At 34.6% G+C, this 22861-nt stretch carries 18 protein-coding genes and 1 tRNA gene; 3 read left to right on the top strand and 16 right to left on the bottom strand.

The annotated features are described in order from the left end of the window. Window positions 1-61 precede the first annotated feature (61 nt). The 15 genes from leuS to coaA form a co-directional block, all read right to left on the bottom strand. The gene (gene leuS, locus C683_RS00610) at window positions 62-2476 is read right to left on the bottom strand and encodes a leucine--tRNA ligase (protein ID WP_009488285.1); all 2415 of its coding nucleotides are present in this window, start codon (window positions 2474-2476) and stop codon (window positions 62-64) included. Between the two features lie 178 nt (window positions 2477-2654). Further along, the gene (locus C683_RS00605; RefSeq protein ID WP_009488284.1) at window positions 2655-3593 is read right to left on the bottom strand and encodes a 3'-5' exoribonuclease YhaM family protein; all 939 of its coding nucleotides are present in this window, start codon (window positions 3591-3593) and stop codon (window positions 2655-2657) included. After that, complete coding sequence (locus tag C683_RS00600) at window positions 3593-5680, bottom strand: ATP-binding protein (RefSeq protein WP_009488283.1); 2088 nt, start codon at window positions 5678-5680, stop codon at window positions 3593-3595. The genes C683_RS00605 and C683_RS00600 overlap by 1 nt, the downstream gene beginning before the upstream one ends. Further along, the gene (locus tag C683_RS06320) at window positions 5670-6854 is read right to left on the bottom strand and encodes a metallophosphoesterase family protein (protein ID WP_009488282.1); all 1185 of its coding nucleotides are present in this window, start codon (window positions 6852-6854) and stop codon (window positions 5670-5672) included. The genes C683_RS00600 and C683_RS06320 overlap by 11 nt, the downstream gene beginning before the upstream one ends. Before the next feature lie 49 nt (window positions 6855-6903). After that, window positions 6904-7758, bottom strand: coding sequence for a DegV family protein (locus C683_RS00590; RefSeq protein WP_009488281.1), 855 nt, complete (start codon window positions 7756-7758; stop codon window positions 6904-6906). Between the two features lie 98 nt (window positions 7759-7856). After that, window positions 7857-9263: a dipeptidase PepV gene (gene pepV / locus C683_RS00585; RefSeq protein WP_009488280.1), complete on the bottom strand. Its 1407-nt coding sequence runs from the start codon at window positions 9261-9263 to the stop codon at window positions 7857-7859. 81 nt (window positions 9264-9344) lie between these two features. Next, window positions 9345-10067, bottom strand: a complete 723-nt coding sequence (locus tag C683_RS00580) for a pseudouridine synthase (protein WP_009488279.1) — start codon at window positions 10065-10067, stop codon at window positions 9345-9347. Between the two features lie 46 nt (window positions 10068-10113). Next, window positions 10114-11796, bottom strand: coding sequence for a putative polysaccharide biosynthesis protein (locus C683_RS00575; protein WP_009488278.1), 1683 nt, complete (start codon window positions 11794-11796; stop codon window positions 10114-10116). Between the two features lie 152 nt (window positions 11797-11948). Continuing rightward, window positions 11949-12593, bottom strand: coding sequence for a Crp/Fnr family transcriptional regulator (locus tag C683_RS00570; RefSeq protein ID WP_009488277.1), 645 nt, complete (start codon window positions 12591-12593; stop codon window positions 11949-11951). 27 nt (window positions 12594-12620) lie between these two features. Continuing rightward, complete coding sequence (gene arcC, locus C683_RS00565) at window positions 12621-13565, bottom strand: carbamate kinase (protein WP_009488276.1); 945 nt, start codon at window positions 13563-13565, stop codon at window positions 12621-12623. A 109-nt stretch (window positions 13566-13674) separates the two neighbouring features. Continuing rightward, window positions 13675-15111, bottom strand: a complete 1437-nt coding sequence (gene arcD, locus C683_RS00560) for an arginine-ornithine antiporter (RefSeq protein ID WP_009488275.1) — start codon at window positions 15109-15111, stop codon at window positions 13675-13677. 187 nt (window positions 15112-15298) lie between these two features. Next, window positions 15299-16339, bottom strand: coding sequence for an ornithine carbamoyltransferase (gene argF / locus C683_RS00555; RefSeq protein ID WP_040388530.1), 1041 nt, complete (start codon window positions 16337-16339; stop codon window positions 15299-15301). A 65-nt stretch (window positions 16340-16404) separates the two neighbouring features. Continuing rightward, window positions 16405-17640 carry an arginine deiminase gene (gene arcA / locus C683_RS00550; RefSeq protein WP_009488273.1) on the bottom strand — a complete coding sequence of 412 codons (1236 nt, stop codon included), beginning with the start codon at window positions 17638-17640 and terminating at the stop codon, window positions 16405-16407. A 517-nt stretch (window positions 17641-18157) separates the two neighbouring features. Continuing rightward, a complete protein-coding gene (gene guaA, locus C683_RS00545) occupies window positions 18158-19684 on the bottom strand; it encodes a glutamine-hydrolyzing GMP synthase (protein WP_040388539.1) in 1527 nt (508 codons plus the stop codon). Window positions 19685-19718: 34 nt separating this feature from the next. Beyond that, on the bottom strand, window positions 19719-20606 hold the full coding sequence (gene coaA / locus C683_RS00540; RefSeq protein ID WP_009488271.1) for a type I pantothenate kinase: 888 nt from the start codon (window positions 20604-20606) through the stop codon (window positions 19719-19721). 80 nt (window positions 20607-20686) lie between these two features. Between coaA and C683_RS00535 the strand changes: the two genes are divergently transcribed. The 3 genes from C683_RS00535 to hdhA all read left to right on the top strand — a co-directional run bounded on the left by C683_RS00535 (window position 20687) and on the right by hdhA (window position 22694). Continuing rightward, on the top strand, window positions 20687-21292 hold the full coding sequence (locus C683_RS00535) for a class I SAM-dependent methyltransferase (RefSeq protein WP_009488270.1): 606 nt from the start codon (window positions 20687-20689) through the stop codon (window positions 21290-21292). A 64-nt stretch (window positions 21293-21356) separates the two neighbouring features. After that, on the top strand, window positions 21357-21806 hold the full coding sequence (locus tag C683_RS06315) for a universal stress protein (protein WP_009488269.1): 450 nt from the start codon (window positions 21357-21359) through the stop codon (window positions 21804-21806). 90 nt (window positions 21807-21896) lie between these two features. Further along, window positions 21897-22694: a 7alpha-hydroxysteroid dehydrogenase gene (gene hdhA, locus C683_RS00525; RefSeq protein ID WP_009488268.1), complete on the top strand. Its 798-nt coding sequence runs from the start codon at window positions 21897-21899 to the stop codon at window positions 22692-22694. A gap of 49 nt (window positions 22695-22743) precedes the next feature. On the opposite strand, the gene C683_RS00520 is transcribed toward hdhA, so the two are convergent. Then, window positions 22744-22816: transfer RNA gene (locus tag C683_RS00520), tRNA-Val, on the bottom strand. Window positions 22817-22861: the final 45 nt, after the last annotated feature.

Genomic DNA, 22861 nt, shown 5'->3' with positions numbered 1-22861 from the left:
CGTTTTCTTGAGAGAAAAAGAAAAAGGATGGAGAAAAATCTTCTCCATCCCATCTTTTTTATTAGTTAGCAACAATATTAACAATTTTGTTTGGAATCACAATGACTTTACGGATTGTTTTTCCTTCTAATTGTTCTTGTACTTTATCTAAAGCTAATGCTGCTTTTTCTAATACTTCTTTATCTTCATCGACATTAGCCATGAATTTAGCTTTCAATTTACCGTTGATTTGAACAATCATTTCTACTTCATTTTCCACTAATGCTTCTTCATCATAGGTTGGCCATGGAACATAAGAAATAGATTCGTTATGACCTAATGCTTCCCAAATTTCTTCACAAATATGAGGCGCAATTGGTGCTAATAATTGAATAAATCCTTCTGCATATTCTTTTGGAACAACATTAGCTTTATTCGCTTCATTTACAAAGACCATCATTTGTGAGATGGCTGTGTTGAAATGTAATGCATCAAAGTCCGCAGATACTTTTTTCACTGTTTGATGGTAAACTTTTGTCAATGTTGTATCGTCTGATTCTTGAACTTTATCACTTAATTCATCATGATCGTTCATGAATAAACGCCATACGCGATCTAAGAATTTATGGCTTCCTTCTAAGCCATTTTCGCTCCAAGCAATAGAAGCATCTAATGGTCCCATAAACATTTCATATAAGCGTAGCGTGTCGGCGCCATACTGATCGACTACATCATCTGGATTCACTACATTTCCACGAGATTTACTCATTTTCTCGTTATTTTCCCCTAAAATCATTCCTTGGTTGAATAATTTTTGGAATGGTTCTTTTGTTGGAACTACACCTAAATCATAAAGGAATTTATGCCAGAAACGAGCATATAATAAGTGTAATACAGCATGTTCTGCTCCACCGATATAGATGTCTACTGGTAACCATTTTTCTAATTTATCGTAATCCGCTAATTTTTCTTTATTATGTGGGTCGATATAGCGTAAGAAATACCAAGAACTTCCAGCCCATTGTGGCATTGTGTTTGTTTCACGACGACCTTTCATTCCTGTTTTTGGATCAACTACTTCTACCCATTCTTCAATATTTGCTAATGGAGATTCTCCAGTACCACTTGGTTTAATATTATTTGTTACTGGTAAACGTAGTGGTAATTCTTCTTCTGGAACTGCTGTTGTTGTTCCATCTTCCCAATGAATAATTGGAATTGGTTCTCCCCAATAACGTTGGCGACTGAATAACCAGTCACGTAGACGATAAGTAATTTCTTTGTGACCTACTTGATGTTCTTCTAACCATTGAATCATTGCTTGAATCGCTTCTTCTTTATCCATTCCATCTAAAAAGTCAGAATGAATATGGCGTCCATCTCCTGTGTAAGCCTCTTTTTCTACATCGCCACCTTCAATCACTGGGCGAATCGGTAAGTCATATTGTTTAGCAAACTCGTAGTCACGTTCGTCATGTGCTGGAACGGCCATAATTGCTCCTGTACCATAGCTAGATAAAACGTAATCGCCAATCCAAATTGGTAATTTTTCTTTTGTAATCGGATGAATCGCATAAGCTCCTGTGAAGACTCCAGATTTTTCTTTTGCTAAATCAGTACGATCTAAATCTGATTTTTTCGCTGCAACTTCTACATAAGCTTCCACTGCTTCTTTTTGTTCTGGCGTAGTAATTTTAGCTACTAATTCATGTTCTGGAGCTAATACAGAGTAAGTTACACCAAATAAAGTATCTGGACGAGTCGTAAATACTTCGTAAGATTCTTCTGTATCTGCTACAGCAAAGCGAACCATTGCTCCTTCAGATTTACCAATCCAGTTGCGTTGCATATCTTTAATGCTTTCTGGCCAATCCACAAGATCTAAGTCTTCTAATAAACGATCTGCATAAGCAGTAATTTTTAACATCCATTGTTTCATTGGTTTACGATATACTGGGTGTCCACCACGTTCACTTTTTCCATCGATAACCTCTTCATTGGCTAATACAGTTCCTAAAGCTGGGCACCAGTTTACTGGAATTTCTGCTTCATAGGCTAAGCCTTTTTCATACATTTTAGTGAAAATCCATTGTGTCCATTTATAGTATTCTGGATCTGTAGTATTGATCTCACGATCCCAATCATAACTAAAGCCTAAAGAATTGATTTGACGTTTAAAGTTATCAATATTTTCTTGTGTGAAATCTGCTGGGTTATTTCCTGTATCTAACGCATATTGCTCTGCTGGTAAACCAAATGCATCCCAACCCATTGGGTGTAATACATTATACCCTTGAGCACGTTTATAACGAGATAAAATATCTGTCGCTGTATATCCTTCTGGATGCCCAACGTGTAACCCTTGACCAGATGGATAAGGGAACATATCTAAGGCATAAAAGTTTTCTTTTTCTGGATCTTCCCCAGTTTTAAACGTATGGTTTTCTTGCCAATATTTTTGCCATTTTTTTTCAATCTTATGATGGTTGTAAGGCATATTCTTCCTCCTTATTAAAAAAAGGCACCTAGAATAACAGCGATTGTTACCATGGTGCCATAGATTCTAGTTTCATTACGTAAGACATGCACGGATTTTATTCCGTTTTTTTCTCTCTCATTTTATCAAAAGCCCTCTTTATAAGCAATCAACAAAAAGATATTTCTTCCTTACTTTCTTATTCTTCTCCATCTTGCAAATGATAAAATTGTCGATAATCTAGACCTGCTAGACGCTCAGTAAATTCACCTTTTGGAGTATCTAATAGTGCTGTATGAATCATTTCAATCGTTGCATCTAAATGGTCAATAAAATGAAGTACTTCTGCTTCTAGTAATTTAGGTTCAATTGGAGAACCATATTCTTTTTTCCCATGATGAGCCAAAATCAAGTGTTTTAGACTAATCAAGTCTTCTTCGTTTAAATCCCATCCTTGTTCTAGGCTCAACTCATCAATACGCTCTACAATTGAAACAATGTGACCTACTAGATTTCCAATTAAAGAATATTGCGGTTGATTGGATTGGGTAAACTCATCAATCTTTCCTAAATCATGGAATAACACTCCGGTTAATAATAAATCCTTATGCAAATAAGGGTAACATTGGCAAATTGCTTTTGCGACATGAAACATCGATAAGGTATGTGTCATTAATCCTTGTGAATACGCATGGTGAAAACTTTTAGCAGCAGGATAGGTACTAATTTTTTCACGCTCTTGACGCCAAATTTCTTTTAATAAATAACGATAACGCTCGTTAGTAATCTCATTACAAGCTTCGTTCCATTCTTGCATCAATGCCTCTTTTGATTTGTGTACAATTCTTTGATATTGACTTGGATCAGCGGCTTCTCCTTCAGTAATTTTTTGAATTTTTTGAATTTTCAATTGTTTTTTCTCATTGAAAAGCGTCATTCTTCCTTGAACTAAAATCACTTCTCCTTCTTGGAGTTGCTCATTTTCTGGTACATTCCACCATTTAGCATTAACAGAGGTACTTTTATCTCGCACTAATAAGGAAAGATAAAAATTCCCTTTTCGGTCTTCTCTTTTTTCCACCATTTCCACATAGACGGGAGTTTCTACATAATCTCCTTCTTGATAATCTCGTAACATTATTCTTCCTCCAATTGAATCATTTTTATATTTTCCATTTCTAACGGTTCATGAGCAAAGGTAAAAATTTGTCTTGTCTCACTAATCTTTTGTAATAAAAGAAAATATCTTTCTTTTCTTTTTTCATCATAAAAAGCCCAAGCTTCATCTAAAAAAATTGGAAACTCAATTTCTTTTTGACTCAAAATAAAAGCAAAACGTAAAGCAGTAATCACTTGGCTCTTTGTTCCTAAGGATAACTGGCCTAATTGATAGATTTGATCTTTTTCTTTCCACACTAACTTCTGATCTTTAAATTGTACCTGGATATTTTTACCAATCAATTTAGATAAGTAATAACTGGCCTTTTGTAATAATAATTGTAACTGGTTTCCTTCCAGTTCTTCTTTCATATCACGAACCCAATTCAGTTTTAATGATAACATTTGATAAGATTTTAATTCTTGGTAGAGTTCTGCTTCTTTTTGACTTTTCTCTTGGTACCAAAGTTTCATTTCTTTTCCTGAAGTTTGTTCTTCTTTTTGAGCCATCCATTCTCTATATTCTGTTTTTTTATTCTCAATTTTTTGTTCCCATTCTCTTTTCGAAAAATCCGTTGGAATTTGCTCTGAAACTTTCCACAATTCTGTTGCGTGTCGAGAATACTCCGAAACCTGTTTTAAAACAGATTTACAGAAAACAATTGTTTGTTCATTGTTTTCAAAAGAGAAGTTTGGGACGCTGGCCATAATTTTATCCACATTTTGTATTTCTGTCTTCTGCTGTTTTTGTTTTTCTAGCTCTATCCAATGTTTTTGTTCCACTAAAAATTGATGAATGTGGATAATTTTTTCTTTAAAAGATAGGCCTTCTAAAGATAAATGTGGATAAAATGGAGAAAAATCTATACAGGCGATACGCTGTTTTTGTAGCGATACGAGATAGGTATCCGCCATAGATAAATCAGTAATATTTTGTCCTGCTAATTGACTTGCTTTTTGAATAAAAGATTGATTATTAGGGATTTTATTATCTTGTTTTAAAACTAAAACAATAAAACATATCAACCAAGCTATCCAGAAAAACCCTTTCCATATCGTTGGCCGATATAGCAAAAGAAAAAAGCCAATCAGTGTAACAAAAATACCACTGAAAAGGAATACTTTTTGTTTTTTTATTTTTGCTTGTTGCGCCTCTTTCCATTGCGAATAAACTTTGGCAAATTGTTGATAACGCTTTTGAATCTTTTGATATTTTTGTCGCTGTTGTTTCATCTTTTGATAATGAGAAACAAGTTGTTGAAAAGTTTTTTCGTCAATATGATCAGGAATCGACTCTTCTGTATCCAACTGTTGGAGTACTTGGATGAGCGTTTCTTCATAAGGTAAATATAATTCTGTTTCTTGAACTACTTTTGTTAATTCTTCTGCCCGCATAGCACAAGAATATTCTCTTTCTAATTGCCGTAGTTCTTGTTGCACCTGTAGTGCTTGTTGTTCTAACCAAATCGGCGGTTGTTTTGCTTCTACTTCTTCAATTTTGCGTTGTAAATATTGAATTTCTTGTTGTAGTTGTTGTATTTTCCCTGCTTGGCTACGAATTTTATAATATCCTTTTTGTTCTTTTTGATATTTCTTTTCTAAGGCAAAGAGTTGATCACTACCAGAAAAAGCATAAGAAAGAATATACGCTTGCCAATCTGCCTCATGAATTTTTTGTTGTGCTACATTCATGGCGTCAAACATATAAATATTTTTGGCTTCTTGCACTTTTACGCCTAATAATTCTTGTAATACTTCTTCATAGCCAATAATTGAGCGTTCTGGTAGTTGAATCACTGTCGCTCTACCTCGATGCTGATGTAAGTAGCGTTCTACTTGATACTGTATGCCTTCTTTTTCGATAATCAAATATCCACCCGCATCACTTTGTAAATATTCAGAGCTTTCTAAATATTTAAACCCAAAAAGGATACTAAATAAAAATTCATAAAGCGTCGTCTTTCCTGCTCCATTTTCTCCAGTAATATGTGTCCAATGGTCTGAAAAGATAAACTTTTTTTGCTGCCACTTTTTAAATTGGCTAATATATGCTTCTTTAATTTTCATCTTGTATTTCCTTTAAATCTTCTTCTAACGAATCCAACGCTTCTTCAATAATAGAATGACGATTTTGCATTAGCATTTTTGTGTAGGGTGCGAGGGATTCATCTTGAAAAATAATCTCTCCTACAGCAGAAAACAACTCTTCTTCTTGATAATGCTGAGCAATTTCTTCTTTTAATTTTTCATCTAAAAAGTGGAAGGAAGAAGAAGGATAACGATAACGTAAAGAGATGACAAAGAGATGCTCTCCTGTCGCTAATCCTTGATATAAATAATGACGAAAATCTGCAGATTCTAATTCTTCTTTTACCGCCTCATCACTTTCTTCTGTAAAAATCAATTCTACATCTACCACAGTATCCCCTTGATAGAGACATTGTTGGTGCATTTCTTGAATCAATTCTGCAATCGTTTGATTCGTAATCGTTATTTCTATCTTTTGATAATACAGTGGAGATAATAAGACAGGACGAATGTCACATCGCCCTGCATTCAATTCTCCAATAATTGCTCGTCCTAAATTCCATTCCTTGCGTAATTTCCCTTGAATCGTTCCACTGTACGCAATTCTTTCTGATAACAATTGATAACGATGAATATGTCCTAATGCCCAATAGTCATATCCTCGACTTTTTAGAGTCTCTAATTGAAAAGGGGCATATTCATTTTGCCCTTGTTGACCATGATATAATCCCAAATGATAATCTACTTCTTCATCGCGCCAAGGAAATTGTGTTGCTTTTTCCTCTTTAATATGGGCATGACAATAAGAAAAAGCACTAATCGCAATCAGCTCTCCTGTGGCCGATTCAATATATTTTGTCTCTACTTCTTCTGAGTCCCAATAAATCACTTCTTCTGGCCATGTTAACCAATAGCGCGCTGGGTCATAATAATCATGATTCCCAAAAACAACACAAGGTTGAATTCCTTCATCGATTAACTGTTGTAGAAAGTGCACCCATAGTTCTTGCATTTCATAACTGACATGTGCTTGATGAAAAGTATCTCCAACAATCAATAAAAAATCGATGTCTTCTTCAATAGCCGTCTGCAAAATATTCTCTAGCACTTGGGCACTATTTTCCTGAAATTTTTCTTGTAAAAAAGAAGAAATATGTTGAATTCCTTCGAAAGGTCGATCGAGATGTAAATCCGCAATATGCATAAATTTCATAATCTCACCTCTTTTTTATTATAACAAAAAAGAGAGGAAGCCTTCCTCTCTATCCTAAAAAATAAATTCCTACGCCCAATAGGCCCGGTCCTGTATGTACGCCCAAAGCAGGACTAATGTCTCCATAATAAATATGTTGAGCGTGACTATAACGTTCTTTCATTTCCTCATATAATGCTTCAGCTTGGTCATCTTTTCCATGTGCAACTGCTAAAACAAATGGATGTTGTCCATGTTCATCGAGCACTTCATCCACTAATTTTAATAATTCAGGGATTCGTTTTCTTTTTCCTCTTACTTTTGCGGCTGTGTAATACACTCCTTCATGGTTACAAGAAATAATGGGTTTTACTTTCAGTAACTGTCCTACTTTTGCACTAACAAGACCAATGCGTCCACCTTTTTGTAAATATTCTAACGTGCTTAAACTAATGAAAACCTTACTTTTCTTTGTTTCACTACAAGTACGCACAATTTCTGCAAAAGTACGACCTGATTCTGCTAACTGAGCCGCTTCAATTGCAAATAAACCACTACCAATTCCAATACTTTTTGTATCAATCACTTTTCCTTCTAATGGGCTATCTTCTAACATCAGCTCAATAAATCGATACGTTCCACTCAAAGCAGAAGAAATCGTAAAAGCAATGACTTTTTCATAACCATCTTTTTGAATTTGTGTTAATACTTTTTCGACATTTTCTCCAGTAGGTAAAGAAGTTGTAGGAATTTCTTTTTCTAATCGATCATAAACTTCATCAGGTGTAATATTTACGCGATCAAAGTAACATTCATTTGGATATTGAATCGTTACTGGAGCACAATAAATCGGTAATTCCTCTTGTAAATATTGCGGTACATCGCAAGCAGAATCCACCAAAATAGCAATTTTTTCTTTATTCATTTTCTTATCCTCGATTAAATTTTTTTATTTATTATGACGAAAAGAACGCAAAAAGTAAAGAAAAGAGTCTAAAAATAGACCCTTTTCTCATCTTTATCTTATTTTGCTAAGCGATAAATTGCATCTGCATAAATAACTGCAGAACGGAATAAATCGTCTAAATCCATAAATTCGTTTGGTTGGTGCATTGTATCAATACTATTTGGGAACATTGCACCATAAGCCACGCCTCGTTCTAATAAACGACCAAAAGTACCACCACCGATTACTTGTTCATGAGCAGGTAATCCTGTGTGTTCATGGTAAACATCTAATAATGTTTGTACTAGTGGATCATCTCCTGGTACGTAGTGAGGAACGTGTGTACCTGGTTCTAAGTTCACTGTTGCATGGTAAGGAGCAACTTTTTCACCAACTTGGTTAGCGATACGTTCATCTGTTCCTGTAGGGAAGCGGAAGTTTAAGTTGATTGTGTTATCTTCAGATTCTTGATCAAATTTGAAGATACCAACGTTCATTGTTAAATCTCCCATGTTTTCGTCGCATTCTTTCAAACCAAGTTTGTCAGCGAATGGTTGTTCATGTAATAAATCAGTGATGATTCCTAAGTAGTCACGAGCAGCTCCATTGAAGTCATATTTCGCTAAGAATGTTGCTAAGAATGTTGCTGCATTAATTCCTGTATTTGGTTTTGCTCCGTGAGCTGCTTTACCATTAACAGTAATTGTCGCAATGTTATCATCAATATCAATTTTACCTGTTACTGGAGATTCATCTAAGAAAGCACCAAATGCATCTACAAGAGCATCTGTTTCTGCTTCTGGGAATTGAACCATTGCTACTGCTAAATCAGGAACCATGTTTGGACGCATACCTGCATCAAATTTAATTAATTGGTAAGCTCCATCATTTGCTCCTTTTGTATGAATGTTCATTACCATGTTCCCTTTTTCTCCGTTGATGATTGGGAATTCAGCATCTGGAGAGAAACCAAAGTCTGGAGTTTCTTCTGTTTCTAAGTAATGAGTCATTCCTGTCCAACCTGTTTCTTCGTCTGTACCTAAAATTAAACGGATACGTTTTGAAACAGGTAAACCTAATTCTTTAATAATTTTTAATCCGTAGTAAGCGGCCATTGTAGGTCCTTTGTCATCACTAGAACCACGAGCGTAAATACGGTTATCTTTAATTACTGGTGTAAATGGATCTGAATCCCAGCCGTCACCTACAGGAACAACGTCGACGTGTCCGATAATTCCTAACATTTCGTCGCCTTCACCGTATTCTAAGTAACCTGCTAAGTTATCTACATTTTTTGTTTTAAATCCATCACGTTCAAAAATTTCTAAAAATTTTAATAATGCATCACGTGGACCAGGTCCTAATGGAGCATCTTCTGTGGCTTGACTATCATCGCGTACACTTGGAACTGCTAATACTGTTTTCAAGTCAGCTAATAAGTCATCCCAACGTTTTTCTACTTCTGCTTTAAAATCTACAGTCATAAAAATTCCTCCTATATATGAGATATCCCTCTCATGTTACTCCCATTCTAGCATATTTTTCCGATAGATACGAATATTATATTACAACTCTATCCCTGTAAGACGTTCTAAAGCCGAAAGTTCTTCTTTTGTGAGTGGTCGATACTCACCTTGAGCCAAGTCATTGGGCAATTGTAAAGGCCCCATACTTCTTCTTTCTAAGGCTAAGACTTCTCTTCCTACTGCATGGAACATTCGTTTGACTTGGTGAAATTTCCCTTCTGAAATCGTAACCTCTGCCCAATCCCCTTCTTTTTGCGCTAAAGGATTTAACTGCGCTGGCTTTGCTTGTTCTTTTTCATTGAGAGAGATTCCTTTAGCAAAAGCCTCTTGTGCTTCTTTTGTAACAGGACCATCAATTTTTGCCCAGTATAATTTATCTACATGTTTTTTGGGAGCAAGTAATTCATGGGCCAACTCTCCATTATTAGTTAATAATAAAAGTCCAGTTGTGTCTTTATCTAATCGTCCCACAGGAAATACTTCTTTTTGGTCTTCTTTTTTTAAATACGAAAGAACCGTTCGATGCTGAGCATCTTCTGTGGCTGAAACACATCCTTTGGGTTTATTTAGTAAGTAATAACGATATTTTTGGTATTGAATTTTTTCTTGATTCACCGTAATGAGTTGTTGTTCTGGATCCACTTGGTACTTTCCATCTTTAATTCGTTTTCCATCGCAACAAACCTCTTCTTTTTTTAAGAGTTGCTTCACTTCTTTTCTTGAACCATAACCTACTTTACTCAATAATTGATCTATTCTCATGCTTTCACCTCTATGATAAAAAAAGAAGACGAAATCTTCGTCTTCTTTACTTGATTCTTAATTTTTGGCGTAATCCGCCAATTTTTTGTCCTAATAAGACATCGCCAATTCTTGTTTTTAAAACAAAATATGCGTAGATAACTACTCCTACACCTAAACAAATCGCAAATAAAACCATTGCGCCAAGTCGAGAAGCAGGAGATAACCATTGACATAATAAATGTTCGGCTAAAAAAGTTCCCACTCCCATAAGGGTAGTCATTAATAAAATTAATAATAATCGTTTGCCTAAAAGAGATAGACGAATATCTGATGCTTTGGTTAACGAACGAATAATTAGTAAATCCGTAATACAAAAAGCAATCGTTGTTGCAATAATTGGACCATAAATTTTAAAAGCATAAATACATGGATATTGAATGATACATTTAACAATAAATCCAATGGCCAATTCAATTAACAATTGACGATTCATAAACATCGCCTGTAATAAAACAGAAGATAACATAAAGAAACCAGAGACTAAACTCGAGACGGTACAAGCAATCAGCACTTCTGATCCTAACATGTTATGTCCATAAAAGATTGTATATACTGGAACAGCAACAATCGACATTCCAACAATTGCAGGGAACATTACAAGACAAAATAATTGAATACTTTCACTACATAATTTCCCTACTCCTTTACGATCTCCTTTAATAAAAGCTTCCGTAATTACTGGTAAGCTCGCAGCAGATAAAGAAGTCGCTAGAGAAATGATAATCATTGTCAATTTGTCTGGATTGACACTTAAAATACTAAACATCTCTTTTAATTGCGTACTAGAATAACTAGTAAACTGCTTCATCATTGGTTCAAAGGTATATTGATCGACCAATTTAAATAAAGGAATCGCTGAACCGATAATAATGAAGGGAATGGCTTCAATCAACATTTCTTTAATCAAAGAAGTAGTAGAAACACTCAATTCATTATTACTATTCGCCATTCGAATACTTCGTTCTTTACGGCCCTTCCAATAAAAGTAACCTAGAACGGCAAAAGAACCAATCATTCCGACAAACGCAGCAAAGGTAGATTGAGTCACGGCTGCGACATAATCTCCAGAAAGAACTTTCATAATAATGAAAGTCATTAATAGCATATAAAATACACGAATGAATTGTTCAACAATTTGCGAAACAGCACTTGGCATCAAATCTTGATTCCCCATAAAGTAACCACGAACGACACTCATACATGGGAAAATTAACACCGATAAACTCAGTGCTCGCATCGTCGGCACTAAATTCATATCTCCTTGCGCTAAAACAGGTGCTGCAAAAAACATGACGGCCGCAAAAATAAAGCCAAAAATAGACATCAATCCCAATGATTTTCGGAATAGACGATCACTTAGTCGATATTCATTTAAAGCATTATATTTGGCAATTTGCTTCCCTACAGCACTTGGAATTCCTGCCGTCGCAATCATCAAGAAGAAAGAATAAATATTGTATCCTTTCCCAAATAAACTATTAGCCATTTCCGCATGTTCACCCATCCAAGCATACCAAGGAATAATATAAACAGCTCCTAATAGTCGAGAAGTAATACTTCCGATGGTCATCCATAATGAACCTTTAACAATATTATTATTTTCTTCTATCTCTTCATGAACAAGTTCTTCTTTTGATTCTGAATCCACATAATCATCTGTGGAAACTTCCATCTTTTCCTCTGTCATTTTGTTCCAACTTTCTAAAAATTTACATCTTTTTAATTTAACACCATCTTTATTATTTTACCACTAAACGCTTCAAAAAAAACTATATTCTACAATTTACAAAAAAGAAAGTGGATACCAAAAATTGATATCCACTTCTTCTTTGAATTTTCTTAAATTGGTAAAGAGAGTTGCTTATGTTCATAACGAATAGAACCATTACGGCGTAGTTGATTCATTGCTAAAGAAGCAGTTTCCCTTGTGGTACCACTAATTTGCGCAATTTCTGTTACCGTGATCGGCCATGGTAACACATTCCAGTCTCCTTGCTGGACGCCATAATCTTCAATTAGATTTAGGACAATATTCTCTATTCTTTCTTTGGCACTTGCGACCATTAAGAAATGCAATCTCTCTTCTAGACGACTATTGATCTTCACTAAATCTTGACATAATTGTGGGTAGTATTGGGGAAAACGTTCTAAAAATAAGATGAAATCTTCTTTTTTCATTTGCCATGTTTCAACTTCAGTTAATGTCATTGCTTCATACTCGTATTGTTCTTGCCCAAAGACATTGGTTAAAGGAAAGAAAGTATCAGGCAATACCAATCCGTGGTAAAGCAAATCACCATTATCCTCATATCGATTTAACACCACTAATCCATCAACAGGCATATATATCCACTGTGCGTCCTCCCATTGATAGAATAAAACTTGGTTTTTTGGATATCGACGAGTAATAATTTTATTTTGTAAAAATTGTCCCTCTTCTGAGTACGGACGATGTTTTAAAATGTCTAAAAATAATGTTTTCATCCCAAATTCTACCTTAATTTTTTATAATTAACGGTCTACGATTACTGTACCTGCACCGTTTTTGATAAATTCTTCAATGTTATCTAATGAAGTAATTACTGCACGACGGTCTTTATGTCCTTTAACGAATGCTAAAGCAGCTTCTACTTTTGGTAACATGCTTCCTGCAGCAAATTGACCTTGTGCAATGTATTCTTCAGCTTCTTCAACAGAAACTTCTTCTAATTTCTTTTGATCTGGTTTGTTGTAGTTAATGTAAACATTATCTACAGCAGTTAAAATTAATAATGTATCTGCATCGATTAATTCAGCTAATTTTTCTGATGCGAAGTCTTTGTCGATAACTGCTTCTACACCAACGAATTTGTTATCTTTTTTAACTACTGGGATTCCCCCACCACCAACGCTGATTGTGATTACGCCTTGGTTAACTAATGAGTTGATAACATTTTTTTCGCAAATGTCGATTGGTTTTGGTGAAGCAACAACTTTACGCCATCCACGACCTGCATCTTCTTTATAAGTTGTATCCGCATTTTCAGCCATTGCTTGTTTTGCTTCTTCTTCTGTAACGAATGGTCCGATTGGTTTTGTTGGGTTAGCAAATGCTGGATCTTCTGCAGAAACTTCTACTTGAGTGATTAAAGATACTACATCTTTATCAATGTTGTTTTGACGTAATAAGTCTAACATAGCATTTTGTAACCAGAAACCGATACTACCTTCAGTCATAGCTACACATGTATCTAATGGCATTGCTGGATTTTTTTCTGAATCAGCAGCTTGTTGTTGTAATAACAAGTTACCTACTTGAGGTCCGTTACCGTGAGAGATTGTTAATGCATCTCCGTTTTGGATGAATTTTAATAATTGTTCTGCTGTACGACGTAAAGCATCTTTTTGAGCTTCAGCTGAAGCATCTTTTGATAAAATAGCATTTCCGCCTAAAGCGACTACGATTTTTTGTGACATTGTTATATTCTCCTTTATTTGTCGATTATATTTTACGTTGATAATCATTTAAGAGGAAATTCCTCTTAATGAATGAGTAGCGTAACGACTGCTACTCATCCTTTTCTTATTATAAGTTATTAATGTCGATTGCACCTGTCATAATTTGATAGATAGCAAAGATGAATAACACAATAACGATAATTGCGATTACCCATTCATAAGGTTTGAATAATTTCTTACCTTGTTCTTTACGTACCCATGCGTATACTAAAATACCTGGGCAGAATAATAACATTGTTAATAAGAAGTATGTTGTACCACCTGCGTAGATCAACCACACACTGTAGATACTTGCTAATAAACCAATGATAATATTCCATGTACGTTTAGGTGTACCTTGTTTTTCTTGGATAGAATATTTTAATTGGTAGAATGCAGTTAATGCATATGGAATTAAGATTGCAGATGTTGCTAATGTGTATAAGAAATTGTAAGCACGATCACTAATCAAGAATGTAAAGATAAATAATTGTACTAATACGTTTGTAAAGATTAATGAATTAATAGGTGCTCCATTTTTGTTTTCTTTAGCGAATGCTTTAGGGAAAGCTCCCTCTTTAGCTGCTTGATATGGTAATTCTGCTGAGAACATTGTCCATGATAACCAAGCACCTAATACAGAAACGATAACCCCAATATTAACTAAGATTGCTCCCCAATGACCAACTAATTGTTCTAATAATTCAGCCATTGCAGGTTGAGTTAAGTGTTGTAATCCTGTACGAGACATTACACCAAATGATAATACTGTGATTAAGCAATAAATTGATAATACTGTGATTAAACCTAAGATTGTAGCTTTACCAACATCTTTACGGTTTTTCGCACGACCAGATAAAACAACGGCACCTTCAATACCGATGAATACCCATACAGTTACAGCCATTGAAGCTTTAACTTGTTGCATTACTGGACCAAATTCGAATTTACCACTTACTGTTCCCCAGAAATCTTGTGTAAATAAGCCAAGTTTGAATGAAAGAATTACTGCTACGATAAAGATTGCTAATGGAATTAATTTCGCAAAAGTAACAATTTTATTGATAAACGCAGCAGATTCAACCCCTTTAGTAATTAAGAAATGTACACCCCATAGTAAGATAGATGCACCAATTACTGAAGCTAAGTTTTGACCATTACCAAAGATAGGAATAAAGAAACCAATAGAACTAAATAATAGCGTAGCGTAAGCAACATTTCCTAAAAATGCAGATAACCAATAACCCCAAGCGGAGTTGAATCCCATGTAATCTCCAAAACCTTCTTTAGCGTAACTAAAAATACCTGCTTCTAAATCTGGACGTTTTTCATTCAAGTTTTCGAAACATAGTACTAAGAATGCCATACCGATACCAGTAATAATCCAACCGATGATCATTCCACCTAATGATGTGGCAACTGCCATATCTGTCATTAAGTTGAAGATTCCTCCACCGATGATAGAACCGATAACAAGCATTGTTAACTCAACAAGACCTAGTTTTTTCTCTTTTTCTTCTGCCATTCTTCTCACCTCTTCTTTAAAATCAGTGAACAGATAGAGAATTTTATACAACTGTCAAAGATCTAGAACAGCAAAAATTCTCACTGTTCATTCACTATATTAACAAAATAAGGGTAAGAACCCAATCCTATAAGATGGTGTCCCTACCCTCCAATTGAGTACTGTTTATGATATTAAGTACTTTCTATTACACACGTGGGATGAATAAGTCTCCAAGTGTAGCAGCCATAATTGCTTTGATTGAGTGCATACGGTTTTCAGCTTCTTGGAATTGACGAGCGTATTTAGAACGGAATACTTCATCAGTAACTTCCATTTCTGTCATACCGTAATTCTTTTCAACGTCTTTACCATATTCTGTTTTTGTATCATGGAATGCTGGTAAGCAGTGCATGAAGATTAATTCATCATCAGGAGTTCCTGTTTTCTTCATCATGTCCATGTTAATTTGGTAAGGTTTTAATAAGTTAACGCGTTCTTCCCAGTTGCTTTCACCCATTGATACCCATACGTCAGCGTACATAATGTTAGCACCTTTAACACCTTCGTCGATGTCGCTAGTTACTAAGATGTGAGCACCTGATTCTGCAGCGAATTTGTTTGCTAATTCAACAACATCTTCTGATGGTTGTAATGAATCTGGAGCAACGATGTGAACGTTAACACCTAACATAGCACCACATACCATTAAGCTGTTAGCCATGTTGTTATGACCGTCACCAACGTAAGCTAATGTTAAGCCTTTAAGATAACCAAATTCTTCTTTGATTGTCATGTAGTCAGCGATCATTTGTGTTGGATGCCATTTGTCTGTTAAACCATTCCATACTGGAACTGTTGAGTATTCAGCTAATTCTTCAACGTCTGATTGAGCGAATCCACGGTATTCAATTCCGTCGAACATGCTGCTTAATACTTTAGCTGTATCTTCGATAGATTCTTTGTTACCTAATTGGATATCGTTTGCACCTAAGAATTCAGGGTTAGCACCTAAATCGTTAGAAGCTACTGTAAACGCTGAACGTGTACGAGTAGAAGTTTTTGCAAATAATAAAGCAATGTTTTTACCTTCTAAGTAACGATGAGGAATGTTATTTTTTTTCATTTCTTTCAAATGAATAGCAAAATCTACTAAATATTCGATTTCTGCTGGTGTAAAATCTTTAACTGCTAAAAAGTCTTTTCCTTGGAATACTGAATTCATTTTTTTCCCTCCGAATATAATCATTAAATGACAGGCGAGCGAGGTTAGGCACTCGCCTGCCGTACATCATTATTTAAATAAGTTCTAAATTAAATATCTTCACGAACAATTGGACAGCTCATGCAACGTGGGCCCCCACGACCGCGAGATAATTCACTTGAAATAACTTCGTGAACTTTAATTCCGTTTTCACGTAATAAAGCGTTTGAAATGTAGTTACGGTTATAAGTTACTACTTCACCTGGAGCGATTGCTAATGTGTTAGAACCATCATTCCATTGTTCACGAGGAGCGATGATTGCATCTCCACCACCACAAGGTAATAGTAATAATTCAGAAACTCCTAAAACTTCTTTCAAGATGTTTTGTAGGTCAGAACGATGTTCAATGTTGATTGTATCGTTTTCACCTGGTGTTAAGATGTATGTATCTACTTCTCCACCATTGCTTTGGATACCTGGGTGAATTGTGAATTTATCACGGTCAACCATTGTAAATACTGTATCCAAGTGCATCATTGCACGGTTGTTAGGAATTTTAACAGCTAATACACGTTTGAAGTTGCTGTGTTTAGCGAATAAGTTACGAGCTAATCTTTCGATGGCTTGTGCAGTTGTACGTTGAGAGATACCAATTGCGATTGTTTCATCGTTTAAGATTAATTCGTCTCCACCTTCAATATGCCATTTTTGGTCACGGTTTAACCAAACTTCTACACCTTTGTTAGCAAAACGTGGGTGATGTTTGATAATCATTTCTGTTAATAATGATTCACGTTGACGAGCAGCGAAAGTCATTTTGTTGATTGTAATACCGTTACCCATGCAAGCTTGAGGGTCACGAGTGAAGTAAGTATTTGGCATTGGATCCATTAAGAATGGATAACGATCGTCAGCAGTTACTACACTGTATAATGAGTGATCGTTGCCTAAATCTAATTCGATGTCACGAACACCAGCGATGATTTTATCAATCATATCTTGTGTGTTCATTGAAATTAGATATTCGTACAATGCATCGTAGATGTATTGTGATTCAATGTCAGACTCATCTAACATTTGTTTAAGGAATTGTTCTTTAACATTTCCTGCGTCAATCGCTTCAGCAGCTAATTTTTCGAAGTATAAAACTTCTGTTCCATTTTCACGTAATGTGTTAGCGAAATAATCATGCTCTTCTTGAGCGATTGGTAAATAAGGAATATCATCAAATAATAGGCGTTCCATCAAATCTGGTGTTAAGTTTTCAACTTCCGCACCTGGACGATGTAACATAACTGTTTTCAGTTTGCCAATTTCTGACATAACATGAATAGGATGTTCCATATTACTAACCTCCACTTTGTTTATTAGGTTTTATCTATCAACCACACTTATAATATAATGGAGTTCATAAAATGAAAACGTTATCTTTTTAACACTTTTATGTTAGAAAGATAACGTTTTAATAAATAAATTCAATTTATATGCATATTATACAGTTTTGTAATCGTTTTCTTGATTTTTTATGAATATTAAACAAAAATAAAGAAGTTTCTCATTAAAATTATAATTTGATTAAAATTTAACTCATTTTTTTCTCAGTATGTGTTCTATATTATATTCAAAAAGAGAAAGAACTAACAAAATCAAGGGATTACGTTCTTTTTTGTTCTTTTACATTTTTCCAAGCAAAAGATTTTGTTAAGAAATAATACAGGTAATAAATCAATATTAGAATCAATAAAGCGAATAAAAATCGAAAAGATCGAATCTTTTGCACTATGAAAGATAAAAAAAGAGCAATAAAAAATGAGTGATTACTAATAGAAGAAAAAAAGAAGGAGGATGTCCTCCTTCTTTATTATTCCCATTCTACAGTTGCTGGTGGCTTACTTGTAATATCATAAACTACACGATTCACGTGTGCGACTTCATTGACGATACGAACAGAGATTTTTTGTAATAAATCCCAATCGATACGAGCAAAGTCTGCAGTCATTCCATCAATAGAAGTAATTGCACGAATTCCGATAGTATAATCATAAGTTCGTCCATCACCCATTACTCCGACAGAACGAATTCCTGGTAAAACTGTGAAGTATTGCCAAATATCACGTTCTAATCCTGCTTTTTGGATTTCTTCACGTAAAATAGCATCACTTTCACGTACGATTTCTAATTTTTCTTCGGTAACTTCACCTAAGACACGAATTCCTAATCCTGGTCCTGGGAATGGTTGACGCCAAACTACATTTTCTGTCATTCCCATTTGTAATCCTAAAGCTCGAACTTCATCTTTAAATAAAGTATTCAATGGTTCGATTAATTGGAACTGCATATCTTCTGGTAATCCACCTACATTATGGTGAGATTTGATGGTTTGTGCAGTATCTGTTCCACTTTCAATAATATCTGTATAAAGAGTTCCTTGAGCTAACCAACGAATTCCTTCTAATTTAGCTGCTTCATCATCAAAGACACGGATAAATTCATTTCCGATAATCTTACGCTTTTGCTCTGGATCAGAAACTCCTTCTAATTTAGATAAGAAGCGGTCTTTCGCATCTACTTTGATAATGTTTAAGCCAAATTTTCCACCTAACATATCCATTACTTGTTCTGCTTCGCCTTTACGCAATAAACCATGGTCTACAAAGATACAAGTTAATTGATCGCCAATGGCTTTATTTAAAAGAACACCTACGACACTAGAATCTACTCCACCAGATAATGCTAATAATACTTTTTCTGAGCCTACTTGAGCTCTAATTTTTTCAATTTGCATATCGATAAAGTTATCCATTGTCCAATCTCCAGAACAACCACAAACAGAAAAGGCGAAATTACGTAAAATATCGTTTCCGTACTCGCTGTGGCGTACTTCTGGGTGGAATTGTAATGCGTAGAAATTACGTTCTTTATTTTGCATTGCTGCAATTGGACAGTTTTCACTTGTCGCTACGACTTCAAATCCAGTAGGTACTTCAGTTACTAAGTCTCCATGACTCATCCAAACTTGTTGTGTTTTTGGTGTATCTTGGAATAAGACTGCATCATCAGATACTTCAATAAAAGCTTGTCCATATTCTTTACTTTCTGCGGATTCTACTTTTCCACCTAGATTATGAGCCATTAATTGCATCCCATAACAAATTCCTAAAATAGGAATTCCTAATTCAAAAATTTCTGGATCAATATGGAATGCATTTTCATCGTAGACACTATTTGGTCCACCAGAAAAAATAATTCCTTTTGGCTTCATTTCTTGGATTTCTTTCGCTGTTAGACGATGACTTAATAATTCAGAGTAAACTCCAAATTCACGAATACGACGTGTAATTAACTGATTATATTGGCTTCCAAAGTCTAATACAATAATTTTTTCCATATCTGTATTCTCGATGGCCACCCAATCCCTCCTATCATTTTTTTAATAAAATATAATCCATAAAATGAGATTTCGTCTTATGTAATATCAAATCTGCCCGATATTTTGTCGGTAAAATATATTCCAAAAGATTTTTCTCATTGATAGATTTCCAAACTTTTGTTGCAATACGAATGGCTTCTTCTTTTGTTGCAAATTCATTTCCTCGCAATAACAAAAATCGATCACAATACCACTGTTGGATGCGAAAAATTTCTGCGTCTAAATAAATAGAAAAGTCAAAAAAATCACTGATATAAATTCGTTCATTCCAAGGATTTTGTAAAACATTAATTCCTTCTACAATCACAATATCTGGTTCGCAGATGGTAATCACTTCATCTGGGATAATATCGTACTTTTCATGAGAATAAATTGGAGCATGTACTTCTTTTTTTCCTACTTTTAATTCTTCTAAAAAGTGCAATAATTTTGGCATGTCATAGCTTTCAGGAAATCCTTTACGATCTAATAATCCTTTTTGTTCTAATTCAGATTTAGAATACAAAAAACCATCTGTTGTCACCAAGGAAACAGATAGACCATAAATTCTTTCTAATAGTACTTGTAAAACACGAGCAAGTGTACTCTTCCCTACTGCTACGCTCCCTGCAATCCCAATAATAAAAGGAATGGAAGTATTTCTTTTTTGCAAAAAAGAAGCTCTTTTTTGTTGTAAAGATCGATATTCTTCATAGATTAATGTTAAATAATGTAATAACGGAAGATAAATCTCTTGTATATCTTGTAAATTTAGTTGATCTTGTGTACTAATCAAAATTTGTAACTCTTCTTCAGATAGAGGAATTGCCATTTTTTGATGATTTAAATTAGCCCATTCTTCTCTCGCATAATAATCGTAAGTAATAGGTATTGATTCCATTTGCAACTCCTTTGTATAATTAACATTATTGTAATACAGGAAAATATTCCAATCAATAGAAAAATGAAGGAGATTTGATTATGAATCACTATTATACCAATGATGAATCTTTAGCTCATCATTATGAAACGATTCCTTTTTCTTTTGCTGATACAACACTTCAATTCCGCACAGATAATGGTGTTTTTTCTAAGAATGCAATTGATTATGGTTCTCGTGTTTTATTACAAGCGTTTTATCAAACCCATGAGGAAATTACAGGAACATTATTAGATGTTGGTTGTGGTTATGGAGCAATGGGAATTACCTTGGCAAAAATTTATCATATTCCTGTAGATATGGTTGATGTAAACTTACGTGCTATGGATTTAGCTCGTCATAATGCTTTAAAAAATGGAGTCCAAAAAGAAACTCATATTTTTGAGTCTGATGCTTACCGTAATGTAGAGAAAAACGATTATCATTATATTGTTACAAACCCACCAATTCGTGCAGGTAAAAAAGTAGTTCATACTATTTTAGAAGAAGCCTATTCACATCTAGCACCACAAGGAGAACTTTGGGTTGTGATTCAAAAAAAACAAGGAGCACCTAGCGCGCAAAAGAAAATGGAAGAAGTCTTTGGAAATGTTGAAATTATCACTAAAGATAAGGGATATTACATTCTACGCAGTATAAAAATGTAATCGTTTCCCTTTTTGCTTGTAAAATTTTACACATAATCCTACAATAAAAGTAGGAGGGATAGTTATGTGTTATCATAATATTATTTTAGCAATTGATAATGATCAAACAGCACAACGTTTATTTAAAAAATTACCAATGCTTGCTAATGATCAATCAAACATTTATGTCGTCAATGTTATTAGTTATCCAGATGAACTTTTAGGAATGAATGGAGTAGCTGCTCCTATTGAAAATGAAGATAATATTGAAGATTATCACATTCAAAAGCATAAAGATTTCGTAATCAACGAAATTAAAAAAGCTCATCTAGAAGATGATGAAAGAATCCATCCTTATGTTGTTACCGGTGATCCAAGACAAGTATTAAGTCATGAATTACCAGATGAATTAGCGGCTGATTTAATTCTTTTAGGTCGAAATAATGAAGTAAAATTAAGTGATGCTATCCTTTTAGGAAGTACTACAAAATATGTAACTCATCATGCACCTTGTGATGTATTACTTGTTCATTAATAAATAAAAACACCGCCATGAGCGGTGTTTTTTTTTGTTCCTGATTCTTTCTGTTATAATATAAGTTATGAATTAAAAGGAGGACTTAACATGTTAGAAAATAAAGTTGCGGTTGTAACTGCTGCCAGTCGTGGAATTGGTTTAGCTATTTCTCATCGTTTAGTAGAAGAAGGTGCCATTGTTTATATGGCTGTTCGTGATAGTGAGAAAAATCGTAAATTAGTACAAGAATTACATGCTGAAAACGATCGTTATCGCCATGTTATTTATGATGCTTATGATTTTTCATCTTATGAACCAATGATGAAAGAAGTCGCAGAAAAAGAAGGAAAAATTGATATTTTGATCAATAACTTTGGCCATACAGATACAAAAAAAGATTTAACACTTTTAGAAGGAGACAGCGAAGCATTCTTTGATGTCGTCAATATTAACCTAGCAAGTGTTTACTATACATGTAAATATGCAATTCCTTATATGCAAGAACAAAATCAAGGTTCTATTATTAATATTTCTTCTGTCGCTGGAAATACACCTGATATTTCTCGTTTAGCTTATAGCACATCAAAAGCTGCAGTAAATTCTTTAACCAAAAATATTGCTGTTCAATACGCTCAAAATGGAATTCGCGCAAATGCTATTCTACCAGGATTGGTTGCAACCGATGCTGCACTAAATAATATGAGTGAATCATTCTTAAATACATTTTTAAAACACGTGCCATTAAAACGTGTCGCAACACCAGATGATATTGCGAACCTAGCTGTCTTTTTAGCGAGCGATCAATCTTCATTCATTACTGGAGAATTAATTCCTGTTGCTGGTGGTTTTGGCTTACCTACTCCTATTTATGGAGATGTCATGGAAGACGCTTCTCGTCGTGGATAAATTAAGAAAATAAAAAAAAGCAGTGCCTAAAGCACTGCTTTTTCACGTATGGAGACTAACGGGATCGAACCGCTGACCCTCTGCTTGTAAGGCAGATGCTCTCCCAGCTGAGCTAAGTCTCCATCGTTAATTGGTGATAGATAAAATTTCCTTTTAAACAAAAAAAG

The organism is Catellicoccus marimammalium M35/04/3, from assembly GCF_000313915.1.
Taxonomy (GTDB): Bacteria; Bacillota; Bacilli; order Lactobacillales; family Catellicoccaceae; genus Catellicoccus; species Catellicoccus marimammalium.
The sequence above is the reverse complement of the archived record's forward strand: the minus strand, read 5'-3'. Positions and strand labels throughout refer to the sequence as shown.